Origin of the sequence: Pseudomonas sp. WOUb67 (assembly GCF_050058005.1) — a bacterium.
Classification (GTDB): Bacteria; Pseudomonadota; Gammaproteobacteria; order Pseudomonadales; family Pseudomonadaceae; genus Aquipseudomonas; species Aquipseudomonas putida_R.
The window spans coordinates 3,503,597-3,523,085 of record NZ_CP170112.1; the positions used below are offsets into that span (position 1 = coordinate 3,503,597).

The 19,489-nt window shown below is 59.0% G+C and carries 19 protein-coding genes; 13 read left to right on the plus strand and 6 right to left on the minus strand.

Annotated features, from left to right (window positions below; genetic code table 11):
• The first annotated feature begins 72 nt into the window (after nucleotides 1-72).
• From ABOC32_RS15685 to ABOC32_RS15730, 10 genes are all read left to right on the plus strand, one after another.
• Nucleotides 73-2,259 (plus strand): TonB-dependent receptor, encoded by a 2,187-nt coding sequence (locus ABOC32_RS15685; RefSeq protein ID WP_426807859.1) that lies wholly within the window; start codon nucleotides 73-75, stop codon nucleotides 2,257-2,259.
• A 282-nt stretch (nucleotides 2,260-2,541) separates the two neighbouring features.
• Nucleotides 2,542-3,393, plus strand: coding sequence for an STAS domain-containing protein (locus ABOC32_RS15690; protein WP_234225251.1), 852 nt, complete (start codon nucleotides 2,542-2,544; stop codon nucleotides 3,391-3,393).
• A gap of 4 nt (nucleotides 3,394-3,397) precedes the next feature.
• Nucleotides 3,398-3,760, plus strand: a complete 363-nt coding sequence (locus ABOC32_RS15695) for an STAS domain-containing protein (protein ID WP_043196515.1) — start codon at nucleotides 3,398-3,400, stop codon at nucleotides 3,758-3,760.
• Nucleotides 3,757-4,161: an anti-sigma regulatory factor gene (locus ABOC32_RS15700; RefSeq protein WP_086977270.1), complete on the plus strand. Its 405-nt coding sequence runs from the start codon at nucleotides 3,757-3,759 to the stop codon at nucleotides 4,159-4,161. The genes ABOC32_RS15695 and ABOC32_RS15700 overlap by 4 nt, the downstream gene beginning before the upstream one ends.
• Complete coding sequence (locus tag ABOC32_RS15705) at nucleotides 4,152-5,168, plus strand: ATP-binding protein (RefSeq protein ID WP_426807860.1); 1,017 nt, start codon at nucleotides 4,152-4,154, stop codon at nucleotides 5,166-5,168. The genes ABOC32_RS15700 and ABOC32_RS15705 overlap by 10 nt, the downstream gene beginning before the upstream one ends.
• Entirely contained in the window at nucleotides 5,161-6,033 is an 873-nt protein-coding gene (locus ABOC32_RS15710; RefSeq protein WP_063425952.1) for a sensor histidine kinase, read from the plus strand. The genes ABOC32_RS15705 and ABOC32_RS15710 overlap by 8 nt, the downstream gene beginning before the upstream one ends.
• The gene (locus ABOC32_RS15715; protein ID WP_426807861.1) at nucleotides 6,023-7,969 is read left to right on the plus strand and encodes a response regulator; all 1,947 of its coding nucleotides are present in this window, start codon (nucleotides 6,023-6,025) and stop codon (nucleotides 7,967-7,969) included. The genes ABOC32_RS15710 and ABOC32_RS15715 overlap by 11 nt, the downstream gene beginning before the upstream one ends.
• Nucleotides 7,970-8,079: 110 nt before the next feature.
• Complete coding sequence (locus ABOC32_RS15720; RefSeq protein ID WP_426807862.1) at nucleotides 8,080-9,423, plus strand: cation:proton antiporter; 1,344 nt, start codon at nucleotides 8,080-8,082, stop codon at nucleotides 9,421-9,423.
• 362 nt (nucleotides 9,424-9,785) lie between these two features.
• Entirely contained in the window at nucleotides 9,786-10,049 is a 264-nt protein-coding gene (locus tag ABOC32_RS15725) for a hypothetical protein (protein WP_426807863.1), read from the plus strand.
• A gap of 70 nt (nucleotides 10,050-10,119) precedes the next feature.
• Nucleotides 10,120-11,826, plus strand: a complete 1,707-nt coding sequence (locus tag ABOC32_RS15730) for a carboxylesterase/lipase family protein (RefSeq protein WP_426807864.1) — start codon at nucleotides 10,120-10,122, stop codon at nucleotides 11,824-11,826.
• 74 nt (nucleotides 11,827-11,900) lie between these two features.
• On the opposite strand, the gene ABOC32_RS15735 is transcribed toward ABOC32_RS15730, so the two are convergent.
• Nucleotides 11,901-14,282, minus strand: coding sequence for an ATP-binding protein (locus tag ABOC32_RS15735; RefSeq protein WP_426807865.1), 2,382 nt, complete (start codon nucleotides 14,280-14,282; stop codon nucleotides 11,901-11,903).
• A 414-nt stretch (nucleotides 14,283-14,696) separates the two neighbouring features.
• Here ABOC32_RS15735 and ABOC32_RS15740 point away from each other — a divergent pair, with 414 nt between their 5' ends.
• Entirely contained in the window at nucleotides 14,697-15,362 is a 666-nt protein-coding gene (locus ABOC32_RS15740; RefSeq protein ID WP_426807866.1) for a response regulator transcription factor, read from the plus strand.
• Between the two features lie 117 nt (nucleotides 15,363-15,479).
• Complete coding sequence (locus ABOC32_RS15745) at nucleotides 15,480-15,890, plus strand: YybH family protein (protein WP_426807867.1); 411 nt, start codon at nucleotides 15,480-15,482, stop codon at nucleotides 15,888-15,890.
• Between the two features lie 46 nt (nucleotides 15,891-15,936).
• Here the strand turns inward: ABOC32_RS15745 and ABOC32_RS15750 are convergent, their stop codons facing one another.
• From ABOC32_RS15750 to ABOC32_RS15765, 4 genes are all read right to left on the minus strand, one after another.
• On the minus strand, nucleotides 15,937-17,142 hold the full coding sequence (locus tag ABOC32_RS15750; RefSeq protein ID WP_426807868.1) for a GAF domain-containing sensor histidine kinase: 1,206 nt from the start codon (nucleotides 17,140-17,142) through the stop codon (nucleotides 15,937-15,939).
• Between the two features lie 147 nt (nucleotides 17,143-17,289).
• Nucleotides 17,290-17,517: a hypothetical protein gene (locus ABOC32_RS15755; RefSeq protein WP_426811612.1), complete on the minus strand. Its 228-nt coding sequence runs from the start codon at nucleotides 17,515-17,517 to the stop codon at nucleotides 17,290-17,292.
• The gene (locus tag ABOC32_RS15760) at nucleotides 17,411-17,641 is read right to left on the minus strand and encodes a hypothetical protein (protein ID WP_426811672.1); all 231 of its coding nucleotides are present in this window, start codon (nucleotides 17,639-17,641) and stop codon (nucleotides 17,411-17,413) included. Before ABOC32_RS15760 ends, ABOC32_RS15755 begins: the two co-directional genes overlap by 107 nt.
• Nucleotides 17,638-18,102: a hemerythrin domain-containing protein gene (locus ABOC32_RS15765; RefSeq protein ID WP_426807869.1), complete on the minus strand. Its 465-nt coding sequence runs from the start codon at nucleotides 18,100-18,102 to the stop codon at nucleotides 17,638-17,640. Before ABOC32_RS15765 ends, ABOC32_RS15760 begins: the two co-directional genes overlap by 4 nt.
• A 300-nt stretch (nucleotides 18,103-18,402) precedes the next feature.
• Here ABOC32_RS15765 and ABOC32_RS15770 point away from each other — a divergent pair, with 300 nt between their 5' ends.
• Nucleotides 18,403-18,567, plus strand: a complete 165-nt coding sequence (locus ABOC32_RS15770; RefSeq protein ID WP_426807870.1) for a hypothetical protein — start codon at nucleotides 18,403-18,405, stop codon at nucleotides 18,565-18,567.
• A gap of 30 nt (nucleotides 18,568-18,597) precedes the next feature.
• On the opposite strand, the gene ABOC32_RS15775 is transcribed toward ABOC32_RS15770, so the two are convergent.
• Nucleotides 18,598-19,455, minus strand: coding sequence for an SDR family oxidoreductase (locus ABOC32_RS15775; RefSeq protein ID WP_426807871.1), 858 nt, complete (start codon nucleotides 19,453-19,455; stop codon nucleotides 18,598-18,600).
• Nucleotides 19,456-19,489 lie beyond the last annotated feature (34 nt).

The window sequence follows — 19,489 nt, forward strand, 5'->3', positions numbered from 1 at the left end:
TTGTAAATCCACTTTGGCCAATAATTATTCCTAAATAGGATTGCGCATCATTTTCTTCAGGATGGCAATCAAATGGCAGCCAGTTTCGACTCGACTCGACGTGTGGAATCCGCTCATCTCTGCACGGCGCTTGGCCTGGCACTGGCTTCATATTCGGCTACGAGCCTGGCCGAGACATCTGGGTCCAGTGAAACCAAGGCAACGTCCATCCTCGAACTGGATGCGACCAACGTCAAAGGCACGCATCAGGCCGACACTTTCAAAGTGGATGAAATGTCCTCGCCCAAGTTCACCGCCCCTTTGCGCGAAGTGCCCAAGTCGATCACCATCATCAATGAAACCTTGATCAAGGAACGCGGCGCTACCTCGCTGACCGATGTACTACGTACCACGCCCGGGATCACCTTGGGAGCAGGTGAGGGCGGTACCCCGCTGGGTGACCGGCCGTTCATCCGTGGCTTCGAAGCCAGTACCGACATAATGATCGACGGCGTGCGTGACCTTGGGCGTATCTCCCACGAGGCCTTCAACGTCGAATCGGTCGAGATCGTCAAGGGGCCGGGTTCGGCGTATAGCGGCAGGGGGTCGACCGGCGGCTCCATCAACCTGGTGAGCAAAGCAGCCAAGGCCGAAGATTTCATCGCCGGCAGCGTCACCCTGGGGACCGACCAGTTGCGGCGCAACACCCTCGACATCAATCAGTACCTGCCCGAGGAGGACCTGGCGTTGCGCCTGAACGCCATGAAGCATGAAGCCGATACCCCCGGCCGTGATGATGTCGAGGTCAAGCGCTGGGGCATTGCACCTACCATTACCTGGGGTCTGCAGGGGCCTACACGGGTGACCGCCGGCTATTACCACCTGCAGACTGACGATATTCCCGATCAGGGCCACCCGATTTCGCTGATCCACAACAAGCCGGTGGATGTCGACCGCGACAACTTCTATGGTTTGGTCGACCGGGATTTCCGCAAGACTTCGGCAGACCTCGCCACCTTGATGGTCGAGCATGATTTCACCCAGGAGCTGACCTTGCGCAATACCCTGCGCGGGGGGCGCACCATGCAGAACTACGTGATGAGCCGCCCAGTGTTTGCCAACGTCGAACAGGAGCAGAACGGTTTGGTGGGGCGCGGGTTCCGCCCACGCAACGTGGTCAACACCTCGGTCATCAACCAGACCGACCTGTTCGGCACCTTCCACACCGGAGATATCAAACACCGCTATTCGGCCGGCCTGGAACTCAGCCGTGAGACCATCACCGAAAAAGACAAGCATGCCGGCAACAACGGTCGCCCGGGGGACCTGTACGACCCCAACCCGCACGACGGTGGCTGGACCCTGCTGCCCGGCACCGGTCAGGTCACCGGCAAGTACCAGACCGAGGTGAAGTCGCTGTACGCGTTCGATACCTTGACGCTGCATGAACAATGGGACCTGAACCTTGGCTTGCGCTACGACGACTACCAGGTGAAAAACCGCGTGGCGGGCGGCGGCGAGTCGTCCAGCGAACTGTGGAACTACCAGCTGGGCATCGTCTTCAAGCCGTTGCCCAACGGGAGTATCTACCTTTCCTATGGCACTTCGTCGAACCCGTCCGGCGAGAACACCCAGTCTGGCGGTGCCGACGGTGCCGGTGCCGGCAACCTCAACGGCAACAAGGCCGACCTGGACCCGGAAAAGTCGCGCAGCCTGGAGCTGGGCACCAAGTGGGACGTGTTCAACCAGCAGTTGTCGCTTACTGCAGCGGTGTTCCGCACTGAAAAGACCAACGCCCGCGTCAGCGACCCGGTCACCGGCCTGGTGGTGCTCGACGGCGACCAGCGTGTCACCGGTATCGAACTGGGCGCCACCGGGCGTATCACCGATGCCTGGGCGGTCTGGGCGGGCTACACCTACCTGGATGCCGAGGTGGTGAAAGCCGGTGGCGATGGCAGCAATGACGGCAATCGCTCCAAGTTCATCGCCCCTAACAGCTTCAGCCTGTGGACCTCCTACGACATCGACGACCGCTGGCGTGTGGGTGGCGGTGCCAACTACATGGACCAGCGCTACATGAACGACGCCAATACCGTCAGCATCGACGACTACTGGCGCTATGACGCAATGGTTGCCTACAAGGTAAGCAAGAACCTCGACCTGCAACTGAACGTGCTCAACCTGACGGACGAGACCATTTACGATGCCTCCCACGTCGGCTTGTTCGCCACCGTTGCGCCTGGGCGCTCGGCGGAGCTGACCGCCAACTTCAAGTTCTGACGTTACCTGCAACTGAACACAGAAAAGCGCCAGGCTCCTGCGAGCTGGCGCTTTTTTGCGTTCAGCAGTATCAGGGCTGCCCAGTCTCGCCCCTTCCGGGCCTGTGGGAAACACGGTGTGCATCCCACGCAGCCCATGAACTTGGCCTACAGTTAGCGACACAGAAGATGGCGCAATCAATTATTGATCAGTGCCACAACTATTTTCGTTGGTAGGTGTCATTTTCGAAGCTGGCAAAAACATCGATGAGCCGGCCAGGCCTTTTTCAGGAGCGAACCGCACATGGCAGCACTGCAGAACAGCACGTTGGAAGCAATCGTCGGTAATCAGCCGCAGTTGTTGGCGCAGTGGCTCAGTGCCCTGGAAGCCAACGGCGCGACACGCAATGTGCGTGAGCACGACTTGCGCCAGGAAACCCGAGACTTCCTGCAGCTGGTGATCGACGCACTGCGCAAGGAGGCGGGTACAGAGATTGGCGTAGAAGCGTGGGAAGAAACGCGTCATTTCCTCGAAAAACTGTCTGCCAGCCGTGCGCAGGTCGGGCAGGAATCGCACCAGACAGCCTATTTCATCTTCGCCCTCAAAGGCCCGCTCTTTACGCTGTTACAAGCCCACTACCGCGAACAACCCGCGTTGTTGGCCGAACAACTGTGGGAAATCTCCCAATTACTCGACGCGTTCGGCCTGCACACCATCCGTACCTATCAGAAAAACCGCGAAGCCGTCATCAAGCGCCAGCAGGAAGAACTGCTTGAACTGTCCACCCCGGTGGTCAAACTCTGGGAGGGTGTACTGGCCCTGCCGTTGATCGGCACACTCGACTCGCAACGCAGCCAGACAGTGATGGAATCGCTACTGCAGCGCATTGTCGATACCGGCTCCGAGATTGCCATCATCGATATCACCGGTGTGCCTACTGTCGACACCCTGGTCGCCCAGCACCTGCTCAAGACCGTGACGGCCATCCGCCTGATGGGCGCCGATTGCATCATCAGCGGTGTTCGCCCGCAAATCGCCCAGACCATCGTGCACCTGGGCCTTGACCTGGGCACGTTGACCACCAAGTCCAACCTTGCGGATGCCTTGAAGCTGGCGCTTTCGCGCCTGGGTACCAGCACTGGCGAGAAGGTGTGAGGCGATGGAGCGTATTCCCATTCTGCAAATGGGCGAATTCCTGCTGGTAACCATTCAGGTCGACATGCATGACCAACTGGCGCTGCGCCTGCAGGACGACCTTACCGACCGCATCGACCACACCTCGGCCCGCGGCGTGCTGATTGATATTTCCGCGCTGGACATGGTCGATTCGTTCATCGGCCGCATGATTGCCAGTATCTCCGGCCTTTCCCGGATCATGGATGCCGAAACGGTTCTGGTCGGTATGCAACCCGCAGTGGCCATCACCCTCGTGGAGCTTGGCCTGACCCTGCCCGGGGTAAGCACTGCACTGAATGTCGACCGCGGCATGCACCTGTTGCGCCAGCGGGTAGGCCACTCATGAGCATTCGCCAAAGTGGCAGCCAGCCGGTGCGCCTTGAGCAGGACGTGGTGCTGGCCCGTCAGCTGGCCCGCAAGATCGCCAGCGACTGCGGCATGCGGTTGGTCGACCTCACCAAACTGGTGACGGCGGTCAGTGAGCTGGCGCGTAACACGGTGGTGTATGGCGGCGGCGGTGACATGGACTGGGCGGTCATCGAAGACGCCGGTCGGGTTGGCCTGCGCCTGGTGTTTCGTGACGAGGGGCCGGGTATCGCCGACGTCAAACTGGCCCTCACCGATGGCTGGACGTCAGGCGGCGGGCTTGGCCTGGGGTTGACCGGCGCCCGCCGACTGGTAGACGAATTCGAACTGGACACCACCCCCGGGCAAGGCACCCGCGTAACGATCACCCGATGGGCCTGAACCTGGCAGCGAGTTTGACACAGGTGCTGCGCCTTGATGATGCCAGCCAGGTCGGGCATGCCCGGCGTGTTGCCCAGAGGCTGGCCGAGCAGCTTGGTTTCACTGCCGCAGACGCCGGCCGGGCGGCCATTGTCGCCACTGAGCTTGCCAGCAATGTGCTCAAGCACGCTGAGCGTGGTGAGCTGCATCTTCGCGTGCTTGCGCATGGCGCCCACCCGGGTATGGAACTGGTGGCGGTGGACCGTGCACAAGGGTTCGACCTGGCGAACTGCCTGACCGATGGCTATTCCACCGGCGGCACCCAAGGCATCGGGCTGGGCGCGGTCAGCCGCCTGGCGCAGGTATTCGATGTGCATGCGGACGCGAAGGGCGCTGTGGTGCTGGCGCGCCTCTACCGGCAGGACCATACGGGCAGGGACATACGCATCGGCGTGACCCAGCATTCGCTGCACGATGACCCGGCCTGCGGTGACAGCTGGCATGTAACGCTGGCCGAACAGCGTATCAGCGCCGTGCTGATCGACGGGCTTGGCCATGGCGAGGAGGCCGAACGTGCCGCCAAGGCGGGTGTGCAGGCCTTTACCCTGGCGCCCTTCAGCGCGCCGGAGCACTTGCTTGGCGAACTGCACCATGCCATGGCCGGTACCCGCGGCGGTGCGGTTGCCATCGTCCAGTACGATGGTACGCGTGACCACCTGTCGTTTATCGGCATCGGCAATATCGGCGCAACCCTGGTCGGCACCGAACGGCCCCGCGGCCTGGCCTCGCACCCCGGCATCGTCGGTGGGCAATACCGCAAGGGCCAGGTGTTCGACTACGCTCACGTGAAGGGAAATCTGTTGATCATGTTCAGTGACGGCCTGCAGTCCCGTTGGAGCCTGCAAACCTACCCCGGCCTTGTTCACCGCCACCCGGCGGTCATCGCTGCCGTGTTGCATCGCGATTTCTGCCGTGGGCGGGACGACGTGACGGTGTTGGTCATCGACCTGGAGACCGTGCATGGCTGAATCATCCAGCAACAGCGTCGAGCAGGCCGACCTCATCGCCCGCTTGCAGGCGGAAAACCAGGCGCTGCGTGCCGAACTGGAGGACACCAACCAGGGGGTGCTGGCGCTGTATGCCGAACTGGACACCCAGGCTGAGCAACTGCGCCAGGCCTCGGACCTGAAAAGCCGCTTCCTTTCCTACATGAGCCACGAGTTCCGCACGCCGCTGGGTTCGATCCTGAGCATCACCAGCCTGCTCGCCGACGAGGTGGACGGGCCGTTGAGCAAGGAGCAGCAGTTGCAGGTGGCTTTCATCAGTACTGCAACGCGAGAGCTGGGCGACATGGTCGACGACCTGCTCGACCTTGCCAAGATCGAAGCTGGCCGCATTACCATATCGCCTGCCTGGTTCGATATGCTCGACCTGTTCGCGGCTTTGCGCGGCATGTTCCGTCCGATCGTCGACACCGGCAGCGTGGACCTGATCTTCGAAGAGCCGCAGGGCCTGCCGAAGATGTACACCGATGACAAGAAGCTGGCGCAGATCCTTCGCAACTTCATTTCCAACGCCCTGAAATTCACCACCCGTGGCGAGGTGCGTGTGTCGGCGCAGCTGTTGGGCAGCGACCAGGTGCGTTTTGCCGTGAGCGATACGGGTATCGGGATTGCGCCCGAGCTGCTCGGGGGCTTGTTCGAAGATTTCGCCCAGATCGACTCGCCGCTGCAGAAGCGCCTGCGTGGCACGGGGCTGGGGCTGTCGCTGTGCAAGCGGTTCGCGGCGCTGCTGGGCGGCGAGGTGGGGGTGGAAAGTACGCCCGGCAGCGGGTCGTCGTTCTTTGTCATCCTGCCTATGGCGCTGGCCCAGGAGAGCGCTGATGAACGCTGACATCCGCCTGCTGATCGTCGACGACAACGTCGCCACACGCTATGCGCTGCGCCGCCGCCTGGCATTGCATGGATACACCGTGACGGAGGCAGGCACCGGTGGGGAAGGGCTGGCCTTGATCGGTAGCGAGCATTTCGATGCCCTGATCCTGGACGTCAACCTGCCGGACATGAGCGGCTTCGATATCGTCCGCCTGCTGCGTGCCAGGCCCGAGACCGCCTTGCTGCCGGTGATCCACGTGTCGGCGGCGTCGATCCAGACGGGTGACATCATTACCGGGCTCGACGCAGGCGCCGACGCCTACCTGGTCCACCCCGTGGACGCCGATGTGCTGGTGGCCACGCTGCGTACCTTGCTACGGGTGCGCGACACCGAGCGGGCCTTGCGCGATAGCGAGGCCAGTTTTCGGGAAATCTTCACCAATGTTTCAGCCCCGATCGCCGTGCTTGACGCCGGGCTGAAGGTGCACGAATGCAACCACGCCTTCGCGCAGTTGACCCAGGACAATCGCAACCCCGAGGTGCTGCAGGACTGCTTTGCCGATGACCAGCAAACCGCCATCGCCGAGCTGCGTCAGCACCTGCTTGCAGGGCAGCGCTGGCGTGGCACGTTGGCCATGCACGTGGGCGGCGTGCCCAGGGATACCGAATGGCAGCTATCGCCCTACCGGGTGCCTGGGTTGTGCCTGGTGTTCGTCGAAGACGTCACCGAGCATCGCCACCGCGAGCGCTCGCACCTGGCGCGCCTTGAGGACGCCAACACCCAGTTGGCGCGGGAAACGGCCCAGCGTGAACAGACCGAGGCGCAGCTGCTGCAACTGCAGAAGATGGATGCCCTGGGCAGCCTGACAGGCGGCATCGCCCATGACTTCAACAACCTGTTGACCGGCATCATCACCAGCCTGGAGCTGATTCGCAAACGGGTGGCAGAGCACCGTATCGAAAAAGTCCCTGCATACGCCGACGCGGCCCTGAGCTCTGCCATGAGCGCCGCCTCGCTGACCCACCGGCTGCTCGCCTTCGCACGGCAGCAGCCTCTGGACACGCGCCCGGTGGACATCAACGAGCGGGTGCGCTCGCTGGAAGAACTGATCAACCGCACCATCGGTGAGCGGATCATGCTGCAACTGGCGCTGTCCCGTGAACCGACGATCGCGCTGGTGGACCCGATCCAGCTGGAAAGCGCGGTGCTCAACCTGGTGATCAATGCCCGCGACGCCTTGAGTAAAGGCGGGCATATCTGGGTGACCACGGCGGCGACCTTCTCACTCGGCGACCCCAACCTGCAGGACGGCCCTTATGTTGCAGTGACGGTACGCGATGATGGCTGTGGCATCGCGCCAGAGCTGTTGCAAAAGGTATTCGACCCGTTTTTCACCACCAAACCGGTAGGGCAAGGCACCGGGCTGGGGCTGTCGACCATCTACGGTTTTGCGCGCCAGTCGGGCGGACACGTGGTGATCCACAGCGTGCCGGGGCGGGGCACTGAAGTCATCCTGATGCTGCCTGCCAGCAACCAGCAGGAAACCTGCGAGCCGCGCAGGCCGCAAGCCGATCAGCAGGGGGCCGGTGAACATGTGCTGGTGGTCGAGGACATGGCCTCGGTACGCCTTTCCGTGGCCGAAGTGCTGGCCGATGCCGGGTACCGCTGCACCCTGGCCGAAACCACCGAGCAGGCACTTGATCATCTGCATGAAGATGCCGGCATTCAGTTGCTGTTGACCGATGTCGGCCTGCCGGGCATCGGTGGGCGCGAGCTGGCCGATATGGCACGGGCCTACCGGCCTGGGTTGCCGGTACTGTTCATGACGGGTTACGCCGAGACGGCCCAGGACCGCCAGGCGTTTCTGGGCAGTGGGATGGACCTGCTGATCAAGCCGTTCCAGATCAGCGAACTGCTTGCCAAGGTACGCCGGGCACTCGATCAGGTGACGTGAAGGGTGCCTGACTGTTTCGGCGCACGCCGTGTTCGGTTATCACGGTGGAACGACGCGGCGTCACGGAAAGTCGAAAGCTGATCGACAACTCTACCAGGGCACCTGCGCAGATGACCTTCATCGTCTGGTTCGCCATGCTGGGCATGGTCTTGCTGCTGCTCGCGCTCTCATCCTCCTATCTACGCTGGATGCCGGTGACATCCTCTGTGGTGTGCCTTGCCCTGGGCATCGGGCTGGGAGGAGCGGGGCTGGGCTTTCTTCATCTGGATGTCAGCAGGTCCAGTGAGTGGATGGAGCACCTGACCGAGGTCGCGGTGCTGTTTTCGCTGTTCTTCAGCGGCTTGAAATTGCGCCTGCCGTTGTACGACCGCCGATGGTTGGCCGCGTTTTACCTGGCAGGGCCTGTGATGATGCTCTGCATCGGTGGCGTGGCGCTGGTGCTGCATTACGGCTTGCACCTTGAGTGGGGTGTTTCGGTGCTGATCGGGGCGATCCTCGCACCCACAGACCCAGTGCTTGCAACACTGGTGCAGGTGGCCGACGCCCAGGACGAAGATCCTGTCCGTTTCAGCTTGTCCGGCGAAGCGGGCCTGAACGATGGAGTGGCCTTTCCCTTTGTCATCCTTGGGTTGTTCCTGCAACAGAACAGCGGGCAGGCCTGGCTTGCTGACTGGGTGATGAAGGACATGCTATGGGCCGTCACTGCTGGCCTGCTTCTGGGCTACTGGATGGGGCGCGGGCTGGGCAAACTTACGCTGTTCCTGCGACTGCGCAATGACGACAGTACCGTCTCGCCCAACGATTACCTGGCACTGGCCCTGATCGCGCTGGCCTATGTGCTCGCCGAATCGATTCAGGCCTACGGGTTTCTCGCGGTGTTTGCTGCCGGGCTGGGCTTGCGCCAGGCGGAGGTTCATACGTCCAGCAACCCGGAACAGCCGGCCGCTGAACACCTGGTGCAGCCTGTAGTGGGCCACCAACATGTCGCACCGGAGTTGGCCGTGACAGGTGATGTGAAAGGGCTGGACGATTCTCAGGTTGCAGCGGGGATCATGCTGGGGGACATGCTGGCCTTCGGAAGCCTGATCGAGCGGGCGATGGAGGTGTTTCTCGTGACCTTGCTCGGGGTGGTGCTGATAGAACATTGGGACTGGCGGGCGTTACTGGTCGCCGGTGCGTTGTTCTTGCTGATTCGTCCCTTCAGCATTGCCCTGTTCCCCATTCGGGGGCTGGTGGATATTCGGCAACGTGGGCTGCTTGGATGGTTTGGCATCCGCGGTATCGGCAGTTTCTACTACCTGTTCTACGCCCTGAACCATGGGCTGCTCCCAGGCTACGCGGTACTGAGTACCAACCTGGTGTTGTCGGTGGTGGCGTTGAGCATTCTGCTGCACGGGTTGAGCGTTCAGCCGTTGCTTGCCCGATACGAAGCATGGAAGAAGCGGGTGTCCTGAGGATGCTTCAGTCGAACCGAAGATGGGCGATCATTCTCTCGGGTAGCCGGTTGCAGCAGGATGGCCTTGCCCAGGTGGGCGGGAATTTGCGGGCAAAAGAAAGCCCGCTGCTAGGCGGGCAAGGTCTATCACACGTAGGGATAGCTTCAGGTTCTCAGAAGCGCTGTGAAAATTTAGTCAAAGAAATATGAACATCCGGTTTTGTTAGACCGCTACAGCGCTTTTAGGAGTGCTCCTATTTTTTTTTGTAAGCCTCGCTGTCAGATTGCACGCGCTTTTTAGTGTCCAGGGCGGCCCATCTCCAGGGCCCGAATGGTTAATCGAAAAGCTCGGAGGTGGTGGTGGGGATATCCAGACTTATAGTGGTATTTCTTCTTTTTGTTCCGGCGGCGTATGCGGCAGAGCCGGCTGCGATAAGTCCTGACCCTTATGAAATGGGCGGAAAAATAACCGTGGTTTTAAACGAAGACGGTACATGGACTACATCCGTGGTGGTGATCGACGGCAAGATTTATCAAGAAGACTGCGTTGTCAAGATGTCGCCGATTACAAGGGAACAACCGATACCGAAAATGATTGCCAAGGCGTGTACCCGTATACGTATTGTTGATACAGGCGAGTCGTGAAATTTGCTCCCGGTATACGGACTGGTTCCGCAAGCAATGAACTGAACTTATTCCAATAGGGAAACAATTCATGGCCTCGATTTTTCGGGCAGCAGTGGGGATATTCACGCTACCCCTGGTCCTGTCGCTGGTTGGTTGCGGCGACGATCTTTCGTCCACTTCGCAAACTCCAGCCCCATCGCCCACTGAGCGAGCCACCAGCGCTGGCATCGTCAACGGTCTCGACCATAGTGCCAGCACTGGTGTCTACGCCTGGCTGGGTATTCCGTATGCACAGGCGCCGGTCGGCGCGTTACGCTGGATGCCGCCCGTCGATCCTGCGCCGTGGAGCGGCGTACGCCCCGCGCAAACGTTCGGGCACTCGTGCGCGCAAGGCGGTTTGTACTTCAGCCCAGCGCCGAATGATGCACCTTATGGCCTCGCAGTGCGGGAGGGTTTCGGCAAGCCGGTGGGCAAAGAAGACTGCCTGACACTTAATATATGGAGCCCGGCACAGGCGAGCGGCCCGCTTCCCGTGATTTTTTTCATCCACGGCGGTAGCAATGTCTCCGGGTATTCCGCCGATCCGGTCTACGACGGGCAAGCGCTTGCGAAGAAAGCCAATGCAATAGTTGTCACGATCAATTACCGTCTGGGAATCCTCGGTTGGCTCGACTTGCCACAACTCAAGACCGGTAACACAGTGGCGGACTCCGGCAACTTTGCGCTGCTCGATCAACAACAGGCGCTGAAGTTTGTGAGGAACAACATCGCAGTGTTCGGTGGCGACCCCAATAACGTCACGCTGATGGGGCAATCCGCTGGCGCCGTCAATGTGTGGTCGCTGCTTGTTTCGCCCTTGTCGACCGGGCTGTTTCAGAAGGCCGTACCGTTGAGCGGCGGCCTCTTGAACGCTTCTCGGACGGACGCGCAGGCCTACTCGCAAAAGTTATTGATGGCGATCGCCATTTCCGACGGCAAGGCGACGGATACCACGTCCGCACAAGCTTGGCTCGACTCGCAATCGAGCGGGCAGATCGCTGCATACCTGCGCGGCATCCCGGCCGACAAGCTTCTCACGGTAATGCTCGCGAACCCGCAACTGGGCGCTGCACGCTCGGCAATTCAGGATGGCCATGTCCTGCCGGTGAACTCGATTGCCGCCCTCGCGGCGGGGCACTACCAGAAGGTACCTGTGCTCGCCGGTATTACCAAGGACGAAGGCACGCTGTTCGGCATGCTGTTCGGCGAGAGTTCCGGCAGCGGCATTTCGGGTTACAAACCCAATGACTTTGATCGGTTTGGCATGCAGTTCAACTTCGATCCGAATGCACCTGGCACGCTAACCGAAGCCGACTTGATCAGTGCTCCGTATCTGCCCGTGACGGCACTGCCACACGGATGGAATGCAATGGCCGCACTTGCCACCAACCTCTTTGATCGCGCAGGGACGGTACCCCTTGTTTCACTGGCCACGCAGCAGCCGGACAAGGTCTGGTATTACCGCTTCGACTGGAATCAGGCGCCAGCACCATTCAACACGGTGTACGGTGCAACACATGGGTTGGACCTGCCGTTTATCTTCGGCACCTTTGGTGCAAACACCTTCTCTTTTGCGTACAGCAATGCGAACAAAACAGGGCGGGAAGCCTTATCGAACGCGATGATCGCAAGCCTTGCGGCCTTTGCGAAGACCGGCAACCCGAACACCTCGGCGCTCGGTGCTACCTGGGCGAATTATCCGCGCAAGTTGGTGTTGGATGCGACGCCAACACAACTGCGCATCAGTGAGCAGTAGGCCATTTGATCGGCTGCTCGACGCGGCAATGCGTGCGATCAGACACGCATTGCCAGCCTGCTTCGATCACCTGCTCACGGTGAAGTGCTATCTGATTTCATGGATGACGCATAGTGCGTGAGCAACTGTTCCAGCCGGGCCAGGTCAGCCTGTGCAGCGCTGTATGGCCCGGTCCTGAAGCGAGCCTCCATCGAGCTCGCCAACGATGCCATATCCGATTGTTCCAATACCGCGAAGGCGCCAGACAGACGGTGCGCCCGATGTGTCGCTTCTTCCACGTCCGCCATTTCAACAGCGGCCCGCAGCGCATGGGCATCGTCCCAGAGGTCCGCGATAGTCGCTTGTCCATCGGTAACGCATGTACCCTCGGCGCCGCGGTGAGTGACGGGCATGTCCGTCCAGAGTTGAAGCGCATCTCTCAACTTGCCTAGCTTGATGGGCTTCTTCAATACGCCATCCATCCCAGCTTCGAAGCAGGCGGTGGTGTGGGCCTCATCGGAAGAAGCGGAGATAGCCATGATCGGCGTGGGTGCAAGGCTGAGCGACGACTCTGCAGCTCGCCACTGGCGGGCTACCTCATAGCCGGAAATGCCGGGGAGATCGCAGTCCAGCAACACCATGTCATAGGTGCTTTGCTCAAGCGCAAGCAAGGCCTTTTCACCATCCGCTGCGAGCGTAGAGCGGCAGCCCAGTACTTTGAGCTGGGCCTGCAGGACAGCCTGATTGGCGGGCGTGTCTTCTACCAGCAAGATCCTGAGTTCATGCGCTGTTGCTGCCACATCGAAGCGTTGCCTGGACAAGGCCTGCTCCTGGAGATGTGCGGGGGCAATATGGATATCGCAGGGCACACGTACTGAGGCGACAGTGCCTTTGCCAAGTTCACTTTCCAGGTCTATCGAGCCGCCCATCAACTCCAGCAGTTGCCGGCAGATCGTCAAACCAAGGCCTGTCCCGCCAAACGTGCCTGCAGTGTTCGCGGAGGCCTGAGCGTAGGGATGGAAAAGTCGCTGAAGAGAGGCGGGGTCTATCCCGATACCGGTATCCACTATACGGATCAGCAATTGATGCTTGATCGGTGAGTAGGGAGTGGTATCTAACCGTACACTGATTGTCACACCACCTTCGGACGTGAATTTGATGGCGTTCGAGATGAGGTTATGCAGAACCTGCTTTACTCGAAACCGGTCGAGCATGAGGTGGGGCTCGATGGGATGCTCTTGTATCAGTTGCAGTTCAACCCCATTTTTTGCCTTGATTGCCAGCAGGTCTACCACCGAACGGGTCAGCTCCATGATATCGACGGGGCCCAGATCAAGTTGTAGCCGCCCGGCTTCAAGCTTGGAAATGTCCAGAACGTCGTCCAACAGATACAGCAGGTTTTCCGCACCGCTGGAAGCCACCGCCAGTAAACGATGATATTCCTCTGGCAGCTCAGTGCGCTGCATCAGCAGCTCCATGGAGGCAAGAATGGCATTCATCGGCGAGCGAATCTCGTGGCTGAGCACAGCGAGAAACATGGTTTTCTCTTTTTCGCTACGTATTGCCAAACGCCGCTGTTGCCTGGCATGCACGCCAAATCCGACAACCAACAATAAGCCAATCAAGACCAGTGCAATTTGCAGGCTGTAATAGCGGAGCACGATGGCTAACGACGGCCTGCCATAGGTAGCGGATTCGAGCTGGCGCTGGACCATTTCGTCGATCTGGTCAGCGGTCAACGATGCCAGCGCCTTGTTGATAATGCCGTGCAAGATCGGCAGTTCACGCCGTACAGCCATGGACAGCTCCATCGGCAAACGGGATATTCCACCGGCGACATACAATTGTTCATCATATTTGCGACGCAAAAACGGCAACAGTGCAGGTGCCACGTCGATTGCCGCATCGGCCCGCCCATCAATGACTGCAATCAGCGCCTCTTCGGGTGTTTGCGTCCCAAGGACTTTGACATCTGGATAGAGTCTATGGATGGCGCTCTCAAATGAAGTGTCTTTCTTGAGCGCGACAACACGTCCATCCAGCCGATGTAGGTCGAACACCGCTCGACTGTCCTTGCGTGTGACAACTATCGTAGCGCCCGTGTAATAGGCATGAGTGAAAAGGGCGGCATCGGCAATGGGTTGCGGCACAAACATCTGCATGATCCCGGGCAGTACATCCACTTCACCCTGCTGAAACTTCTCTGCCCGTGCTTTGCCGACGCCTGTATCGGGCACGGGCTCAAAGCGTAGGCCGGTGCTGTGCTCGATGTAGTCGATGTACTCGGATGCCAGCCCCATGACCCGCCCGTTTTCCACATACTGCATCGGCTTCCAGTCCGGCTCGACAGCCACACGCACGACGGGGTGCCCGGCAATCCAGGCGCGCTCCTCCTCGGTAAGGTCCAGTGGTTGGGAGAGTGCTGGGGGTAGCCAGATCAATAACACCACGGACCAGTGCGCCACTTTCCATTTCATGGTGCTGTCACCGTGTGCTTGAGTGCGAAGCGCTCGACACCGCAGGTTGCGCCCGTCTGACGAACTGCCGTCACTCGCTGGGTGCTGATGGTTTTCGCGTCATGGTCGAAGTATCTTGCGTTTTCTCTCACCGTCACAACTCCCCAATTATCGTGGCCTGGCTAGCTGTGTGAATGTTGCCTTGTCCAACGCACTCCAGATGTCGGAGCACTCCTAAAAGCCGGCCCGTGCCTCGCGCATGAATTTTAGGAGCAATCCTATGGCGTGCGATGTCGGGACTTTGCTTGAATGCATCATCCCAGCAATCATCGGGCGACCTTCAGGTTGAATGCATCGCCCCTCACTCCAGTACCGACTATTCTTGTTCTTCAAGCGCCAAGCCGACTGCTCCATGCCGAGTGCCGCCCGACAGCCATGAACCCTATACGTGTTGCATTACTCGACGACCATGCCATCGTTCGTCAAGGTCTTGTCAGCCACCTCGGCGACGCTCCCGGTATGACGCTTGTCGGGGTTTATAAAAACAGCGGCGAACTGATACGAGGGATGTCTGCAGCTCCTGCCGATGTGCTTTTGCTGGATTTCGTTCTCGGTCGCGACGAGCTCGATGGCGTCTCGCTGATCCGCGCCTTGCGGGCTCGCTTCCCCGCGTGCCGGATACTGATGCTGTCAACGCACCATGACTCGGCCACTGTGTCACTGTCGCTGCGGGTTGGCGCAAGCGGATTCTTCGGTAAGCATGAGGACCTGTCGGGCCTTGCCAGCGCGATCCGGGTGGTCGCCTCTGGGGCCATCTACCTGAGCGCAGAAGTCTCTTACACAGTAGCCGATGCCGTTCAGCAAACAGAGGAGGCCGAGCCTACCCAACCAACGCGCGACAATGCCTTGCAACTTGCGGCACTGTCAGCGCGCGAGCAGGAAGTGATCCGCTGTTATCTCGACGGCATGACCATCACGCAGATATCCGAAAAGTTCAACCGCAGTATCAAGACGATCAGCACGCAGAAAACCACCGCGTTCCGCAAGCTGGGGATAACTTCCAACAATGGCCTGTTCAAGATCATGAAGGCACTCGAGTAGCCTGCAGGATTTTACGCATACCCGATGGGCTACATGCCCAGGATCATGGAGAGTAAATACTTTGTGAGGGTGTTGTGTGCTCTGTAACTTTAAGTGACTATGAAAAGGAGAATTAACATGTCTATAGAGACCAAAGGTGCGAGAACGGCAGAGGACTTCTTTTCCGTCGTAGTAAAAGGTTTCACCTCGCTTGACGTCGAAACAGCACTGGAGCTGTTTCACGTTGACAGCATCATGGTTGATGCGGCGGGCAGGGTTCATCGCGGTAAATACGCTATTGCATTCGAGTTGCAAAAGTTCTTCAGTCTTGGTTTTCCCGTACACAGTACCCGGCGCCACTTGTATGTCGCTGGCGATACGGCGCTACAGATTTCTGACTGGAGCCTTCGCGGTACCACCCAGCACGGGATGGAAATCGATATGGCGGGGACGGCTACCGATGTTATATCCCGTGGGCGTGATGGTATTTGGCGCTACGATATTGATAATCCATTTGGGGTTCTGAATGCAGGGCGGCTCGATCAATGAAGCGAGACTCGGTTTCGATCTTGATAGCCTCCCTGGCAACCTGCATCTAGTCCGCTTTCGCCCACTCCAGGGTGCCAGGGAACCTCGCTACGAAGCGCGTGCCGGCTTCAGGCGTCGAGGTGACTGTTAGCGTACCGTTGTGACCCGTTACGATCTGAGACGCGATATACAAACCCAGCCCCAGTCCCTCTCCGCGACCACCGCCTGCGGACCGTTTAAACGGCTGGAACAGTAGCGGTAACAAAACTTCGGGGATTTCCGGGCCATGGTTCATCACTGACAGGACTATATGATTTTCTTGCAGGCTTGCGATCACCTCTATCGGGTGATCACATGTCCCATGTGCAACTGCATTACCCAACAGGTTTGAAAGCAACTGCCCCATTCTCCCGGGATCACAGAAAATCCCGGGGGAGATGGTGACGTCCTGATGGATTTTGACGTTGGGATGACTCGTCATGATTTCATTTATGACGGCGATAAAAATGTCACCCAGGTTGTCCACCAGCGTCCGTTTGACCGGAATGCCTCCCCCCAGCTTTCCTCGAGAAAAATCCAGGACATCTTCAATCAGGTTATTCATCCGCTGCGAGCTTTGCCGTATTGCAGTCGCAAGCTTCTGTTCCCGACCGGCGGGAAGCCTAGCCTCCAGCAGGTCGGCGCTCATTCTGATCGCGCTCAGTGGCGAACGGAGGTCGTGTCCCAGTACGGCAATGAATTGCTCCCGGACAATACCCGCCTCAGCGGCATCGGCCAGTTCAATTGTTTTGCTCTCAAGGTCTGCCAGAACGTCTAGTTGAACTGCTATTAACTGGGCGAAAAGCGACAGTGTTTTGCACACCGCTTCTTCATCAAAATGGGCCGGTACCTCATCGATAGCGCAGAGCGTTCCGAAAAAATCGCCGTTTGTCCTGATGATAGGAATTGAGACGTAGCTTTCCAGGCCGTAGGTCTGCGGTGTGTGATGGGTCGAGTAGACCGGATGCTCAGTGGCATTCCCGAATATAACGGGTTGACGGTGCTGGCGAATTTCGTGGCAAATAGTGGTTTCCAGTACCAACTCGCCGCCAGGTATGAGCCCAAAATCAATGGAGTCATCGACGGCGCAAGCCACCCATTTGGTCTCGGTGACACGCGCAATGGCAGCAAAGCGCATACCGGTAATATGCTTCACCATATTGAGAATAAGCGGCACGGCCTCAATCTTGGCAATCGTACTGATGTCGTGTGAAAGGTCAGACGGATAAGGCATCTCGAAAGCCGATTGGGAGAGTGGCGAATTGGGATTAAAGCGTAAGGCCCAGCTTTTGACAATGAGCCCGCGCAGGGTACGCGGTCACGGGGTTTTAATGAATGATTCTGCCGTCGGCACTCACAGGTTTCTGCTTCCCTTATTCAGTCAAGTCGCCTGGGGGGGAGCAGATGCCCTCTGAGCCTTTTTCGAGGTTTTTTTGTTTTTCCTCCACCCCCGTAGATTCATGAGGAAAAGCACTACCTGCAGCACAATCAATGCCCAGGCTTCAGCCTGCCAACCCCACGCCGACCACAGTAGGTTGCTGGCGATGAAGCAGCAGAAGCCCACCATGCGTCGTCTCGGACGGTGCGAACCGATACACCAGGCTGCCAATACTGTGACCGCCATGGCAGGCCATTCCAGCAATTCGATCCAGTTCTCCATCAGCACCTGTTCCAATTGATGGTTTCTGGCGCAATTGCCAGATCGCTGATCCGGCAAAGCGCAGTTGATTCAAGCGGCACGCTGCACGCCCTTAAGCACCTTTTTCTGGGTCTCCATGGCCTGTCCCAGCGCTTCCAATTGATCTTTACCGAGAAGTTTCTTCGCCGTCGGGAAGAGCTCGCCTTCCTCTTCCTCGATGTGATGCTCAAGCAGCTCTTTCATTACCTTCACTCGACCGGCGAATTCGAGCGTTCCTGTTTCGGTATGAAGCAGGTCAGGGAGTACCAGTGAGTCAACTGTTCGGTGTTCTTCTTTGGCCTCGTAATACATCTTGGCCTCCTCTTTACCACCGGCTTGCTTGATCGCTGGGTACAGAATGTCCTCCTCCAATGCGGTGTGGATTTGCAGCTCCTGCTCGATGCGGTGCAGCAGTTCAGCGCGTTTTTTTACGGCGCGTTCCGTGGTCGATGACAGTTCTTCCAGCAGTTTTTTGACTACTTTATGGTCTTGAATCAGCAGATCGATAGCATTCATGGAGGCACCTCGTCACGGGGGGATAAGTACTGGCTTCCTAGGAGTTGAGTGGCCGACAACGGCAGGGTTCAACGATGATGATGATTGGCGTAGGGACGATCTGTTTTAGCGCTCTGGCCCTTGACCGCCATTTGCCAGCGCGGTCGGATTGACCCATCGGGGGCCAAGCTTCGATGAGCCAGAAGGTACAGGCCAGGAAGCAGCCCTTGAACTTTCTTGCCCCCGTTGACATCACTGTAGGGAACACGGAGCTGGGCTCCGAATCGCTATTTAAATGATAGAGACAAGGTAGGGCAGGCCATGAAAAAGCACACCGACGCCGGGCATAAACCGCAGGCACCGTCAAAAGCTCAGGGTGAAGAAGAACGCGACAACGATGCGCATCGACCGGATGGCTCGTCAGGCACCGAACATGATTCGACCGCGCAGAAAACAGCGCGTCGTGAAGGGGCGAAGAAGCACTGAGGCCAGCAACAGCTGGCCTCGGTCATGTCATCAGAGCATGGGTTTCCCGCCGGTTACTCCGTACCGTGATCCGGAGATATAGCTCGCTTCATCAGAGCCCAACAAGACGTAGATCGGGGCTACTTCCACGGGTTGCCCAGGCCGTCCCATCGGGTAGCCCGAACCGAAGTTTCTGACGGCTTCATCTGGCATGGTGGCAGGAATCAGCGGTGTCCAGATCGGGCCGGGCGCTACGCTGTTGACCCGAATGCCTTTCTTACCCAGCAGTTGGGCAAGGCCTGCAGTGAAATTGGCAATGGCCCCTTTGGTGGCGGCATACGCCAACAGGCTGGGTGACGGGTCGTCGGAGTTGACCGAGCTGGTGTTGATGATCGAACCGCCTTTTGGCATCGAGGGCAACGCGCGCTGGCAGATGCGGAAAATGGCGGTGATGTTGGTATCGAAGGTCTTCACCCATTCATCATCGTCAATCTCGTCCAGGCCCTCATGAGCCATCTGGAACGCGGCGTTGTTGACCAGAATATCGATACGGCCGAACTGGGCCACGGTCTTGTCGACAATGTCGTAGCAGTGCTGTTTCTGCGCAAGGTCGCCTGGCAGCAACAGGCATTGGCGGCCAGCAGCCTCAACCCAGCGCGCGGTTTCTTGCGCATCTTCGTGCTCATTCAGGTAGGCAACGGCAACGTCAGCGCCTTCGCGAGCGTAGGCAATCGCGACTGCACGGCCGATGCCGCTATCGGCGCCGGTGATCAAGGCGATTTTGCCTTCGAGGCGGTTGTTGCCGGTGTAGGTTTGCTCACCGCAATCCGGATACGGGTCCATTTTGCGCTGTGAGCCCGGCACGCTTTGCGGTTGGGACGGGAAGGGAGGGATAGGGTAGTCGCTCATGGTAGATGCTCCTGCAGTTGGGAACGGTCATTAC

Coding starts and splice junctions, on each gene's coding strand:
- ABOC32_RS15685 (WP_426807859.1), top strand. CDS start 73: ATGGCAGCCAGTTTCGACTCGACTCGACGTGTGGAATCCGCTCATCTC.
- ABOC32_RS15690 (WP_234225251.1), top strand. CDS start 2,542: ATGGCAGCACTGCAGAACAGCACGTTGGAAGCAATCGTCGGTAATCAG.
- ABOC32_RS15695 (WP_043196515.1), top strand. CDS start 3,398: ATGGAGCGTATTCCCATTCTGCAAATGGGCGAATTCCTGCTGGTAACC.
- ABOC32_RS15700 (WP_086977270.1), top strand. CDS start 3,757: ATGAGCATTCGCCAAAGTGGCAGCCAGCCGGTGCGCCTTGAGCAGGAC.
- ABOC32_RS15705 (WP_426807860.1), top strand. CDS start 4,152: ATGGGCCTGAACCTGGCAGCGAGTTTGACACAGGTGCTGCGCCTTGAT.
- ABOC32_RS15710 (WP_063425952.1), top strand. CDS start 5,161: ATGGCTGAATCATCCAGCAACAGCGTCGAGCAGGCCGACCTCATCGCC.
- ABOC32_RS15715 (WP_426807861.1), top strand. CDS start 6,023: ATGAACGCTGACATCCGCCTGCTGATCGTCGACGACAACGTCGCCACA.
- ABOC32_RS15720 (WP_426807862.1), top strand. CDS start 8,080: ATGACCTTCATCGTCTGGTTCGCCATGCTGGGCATGGTCTTGCTGCTG.
- ABOC32_RS15730 (WP_426807864.1), top strand. CDS start 10,120: ATGGCCTCGATTTTTCGGGCAGCAGTGGGGATATTCACGCTACCCCTG.
- ABOC32_RS15735 (WP_426807865.1), bottom strand. CDS start 14,282: ATGAAATGGAAAGTGGCGCACTGGTCCGTGGTGTTATTGATCTGGCTA.
- ABOC32_RS15740 (WP_426807866.1), top strand. CDS start 14,697: ATGAACCCTATACGTGTTGCATTACTCGACGACCATGCCATCGTTCGT.
- ABOC32_RS15745 (WP_426807867.1), top strand. CDS start 15,480: ATGTCTATAGAGACCAAAGGTGCGAGAACGGCAGAGGACTTCTTTTCC.
- ABOC32_RS15750 (WP_426807868.1), bottom strand. CDS start 17,142: ATGCCTTATCCGTCTGACCTTTCACACGACATCAGTACGATTGCCAAG.
- ABOC32_RS15765 (WP_426807869.1), bottom strand. CDS start 18,102: ATGAATGCTATCGATCTGCTGATTCAAGACCATAAAGTAGTCAAAAAA.
- ABOC32_RS15770 (WP_426807870.1), top strand. CDS start 18,403: ATGAAAAAGCACACCGACGCCGGGCATAAACCGCAGGCACCGTCAAAA.
- ABOC32_RS15775 (WP_426807871.1), bottom strand. CDS start 19,455: ATGAGCGACTACCCTATCCCTCCCTTCCCGTCCCAACCGCAAAGCGTG.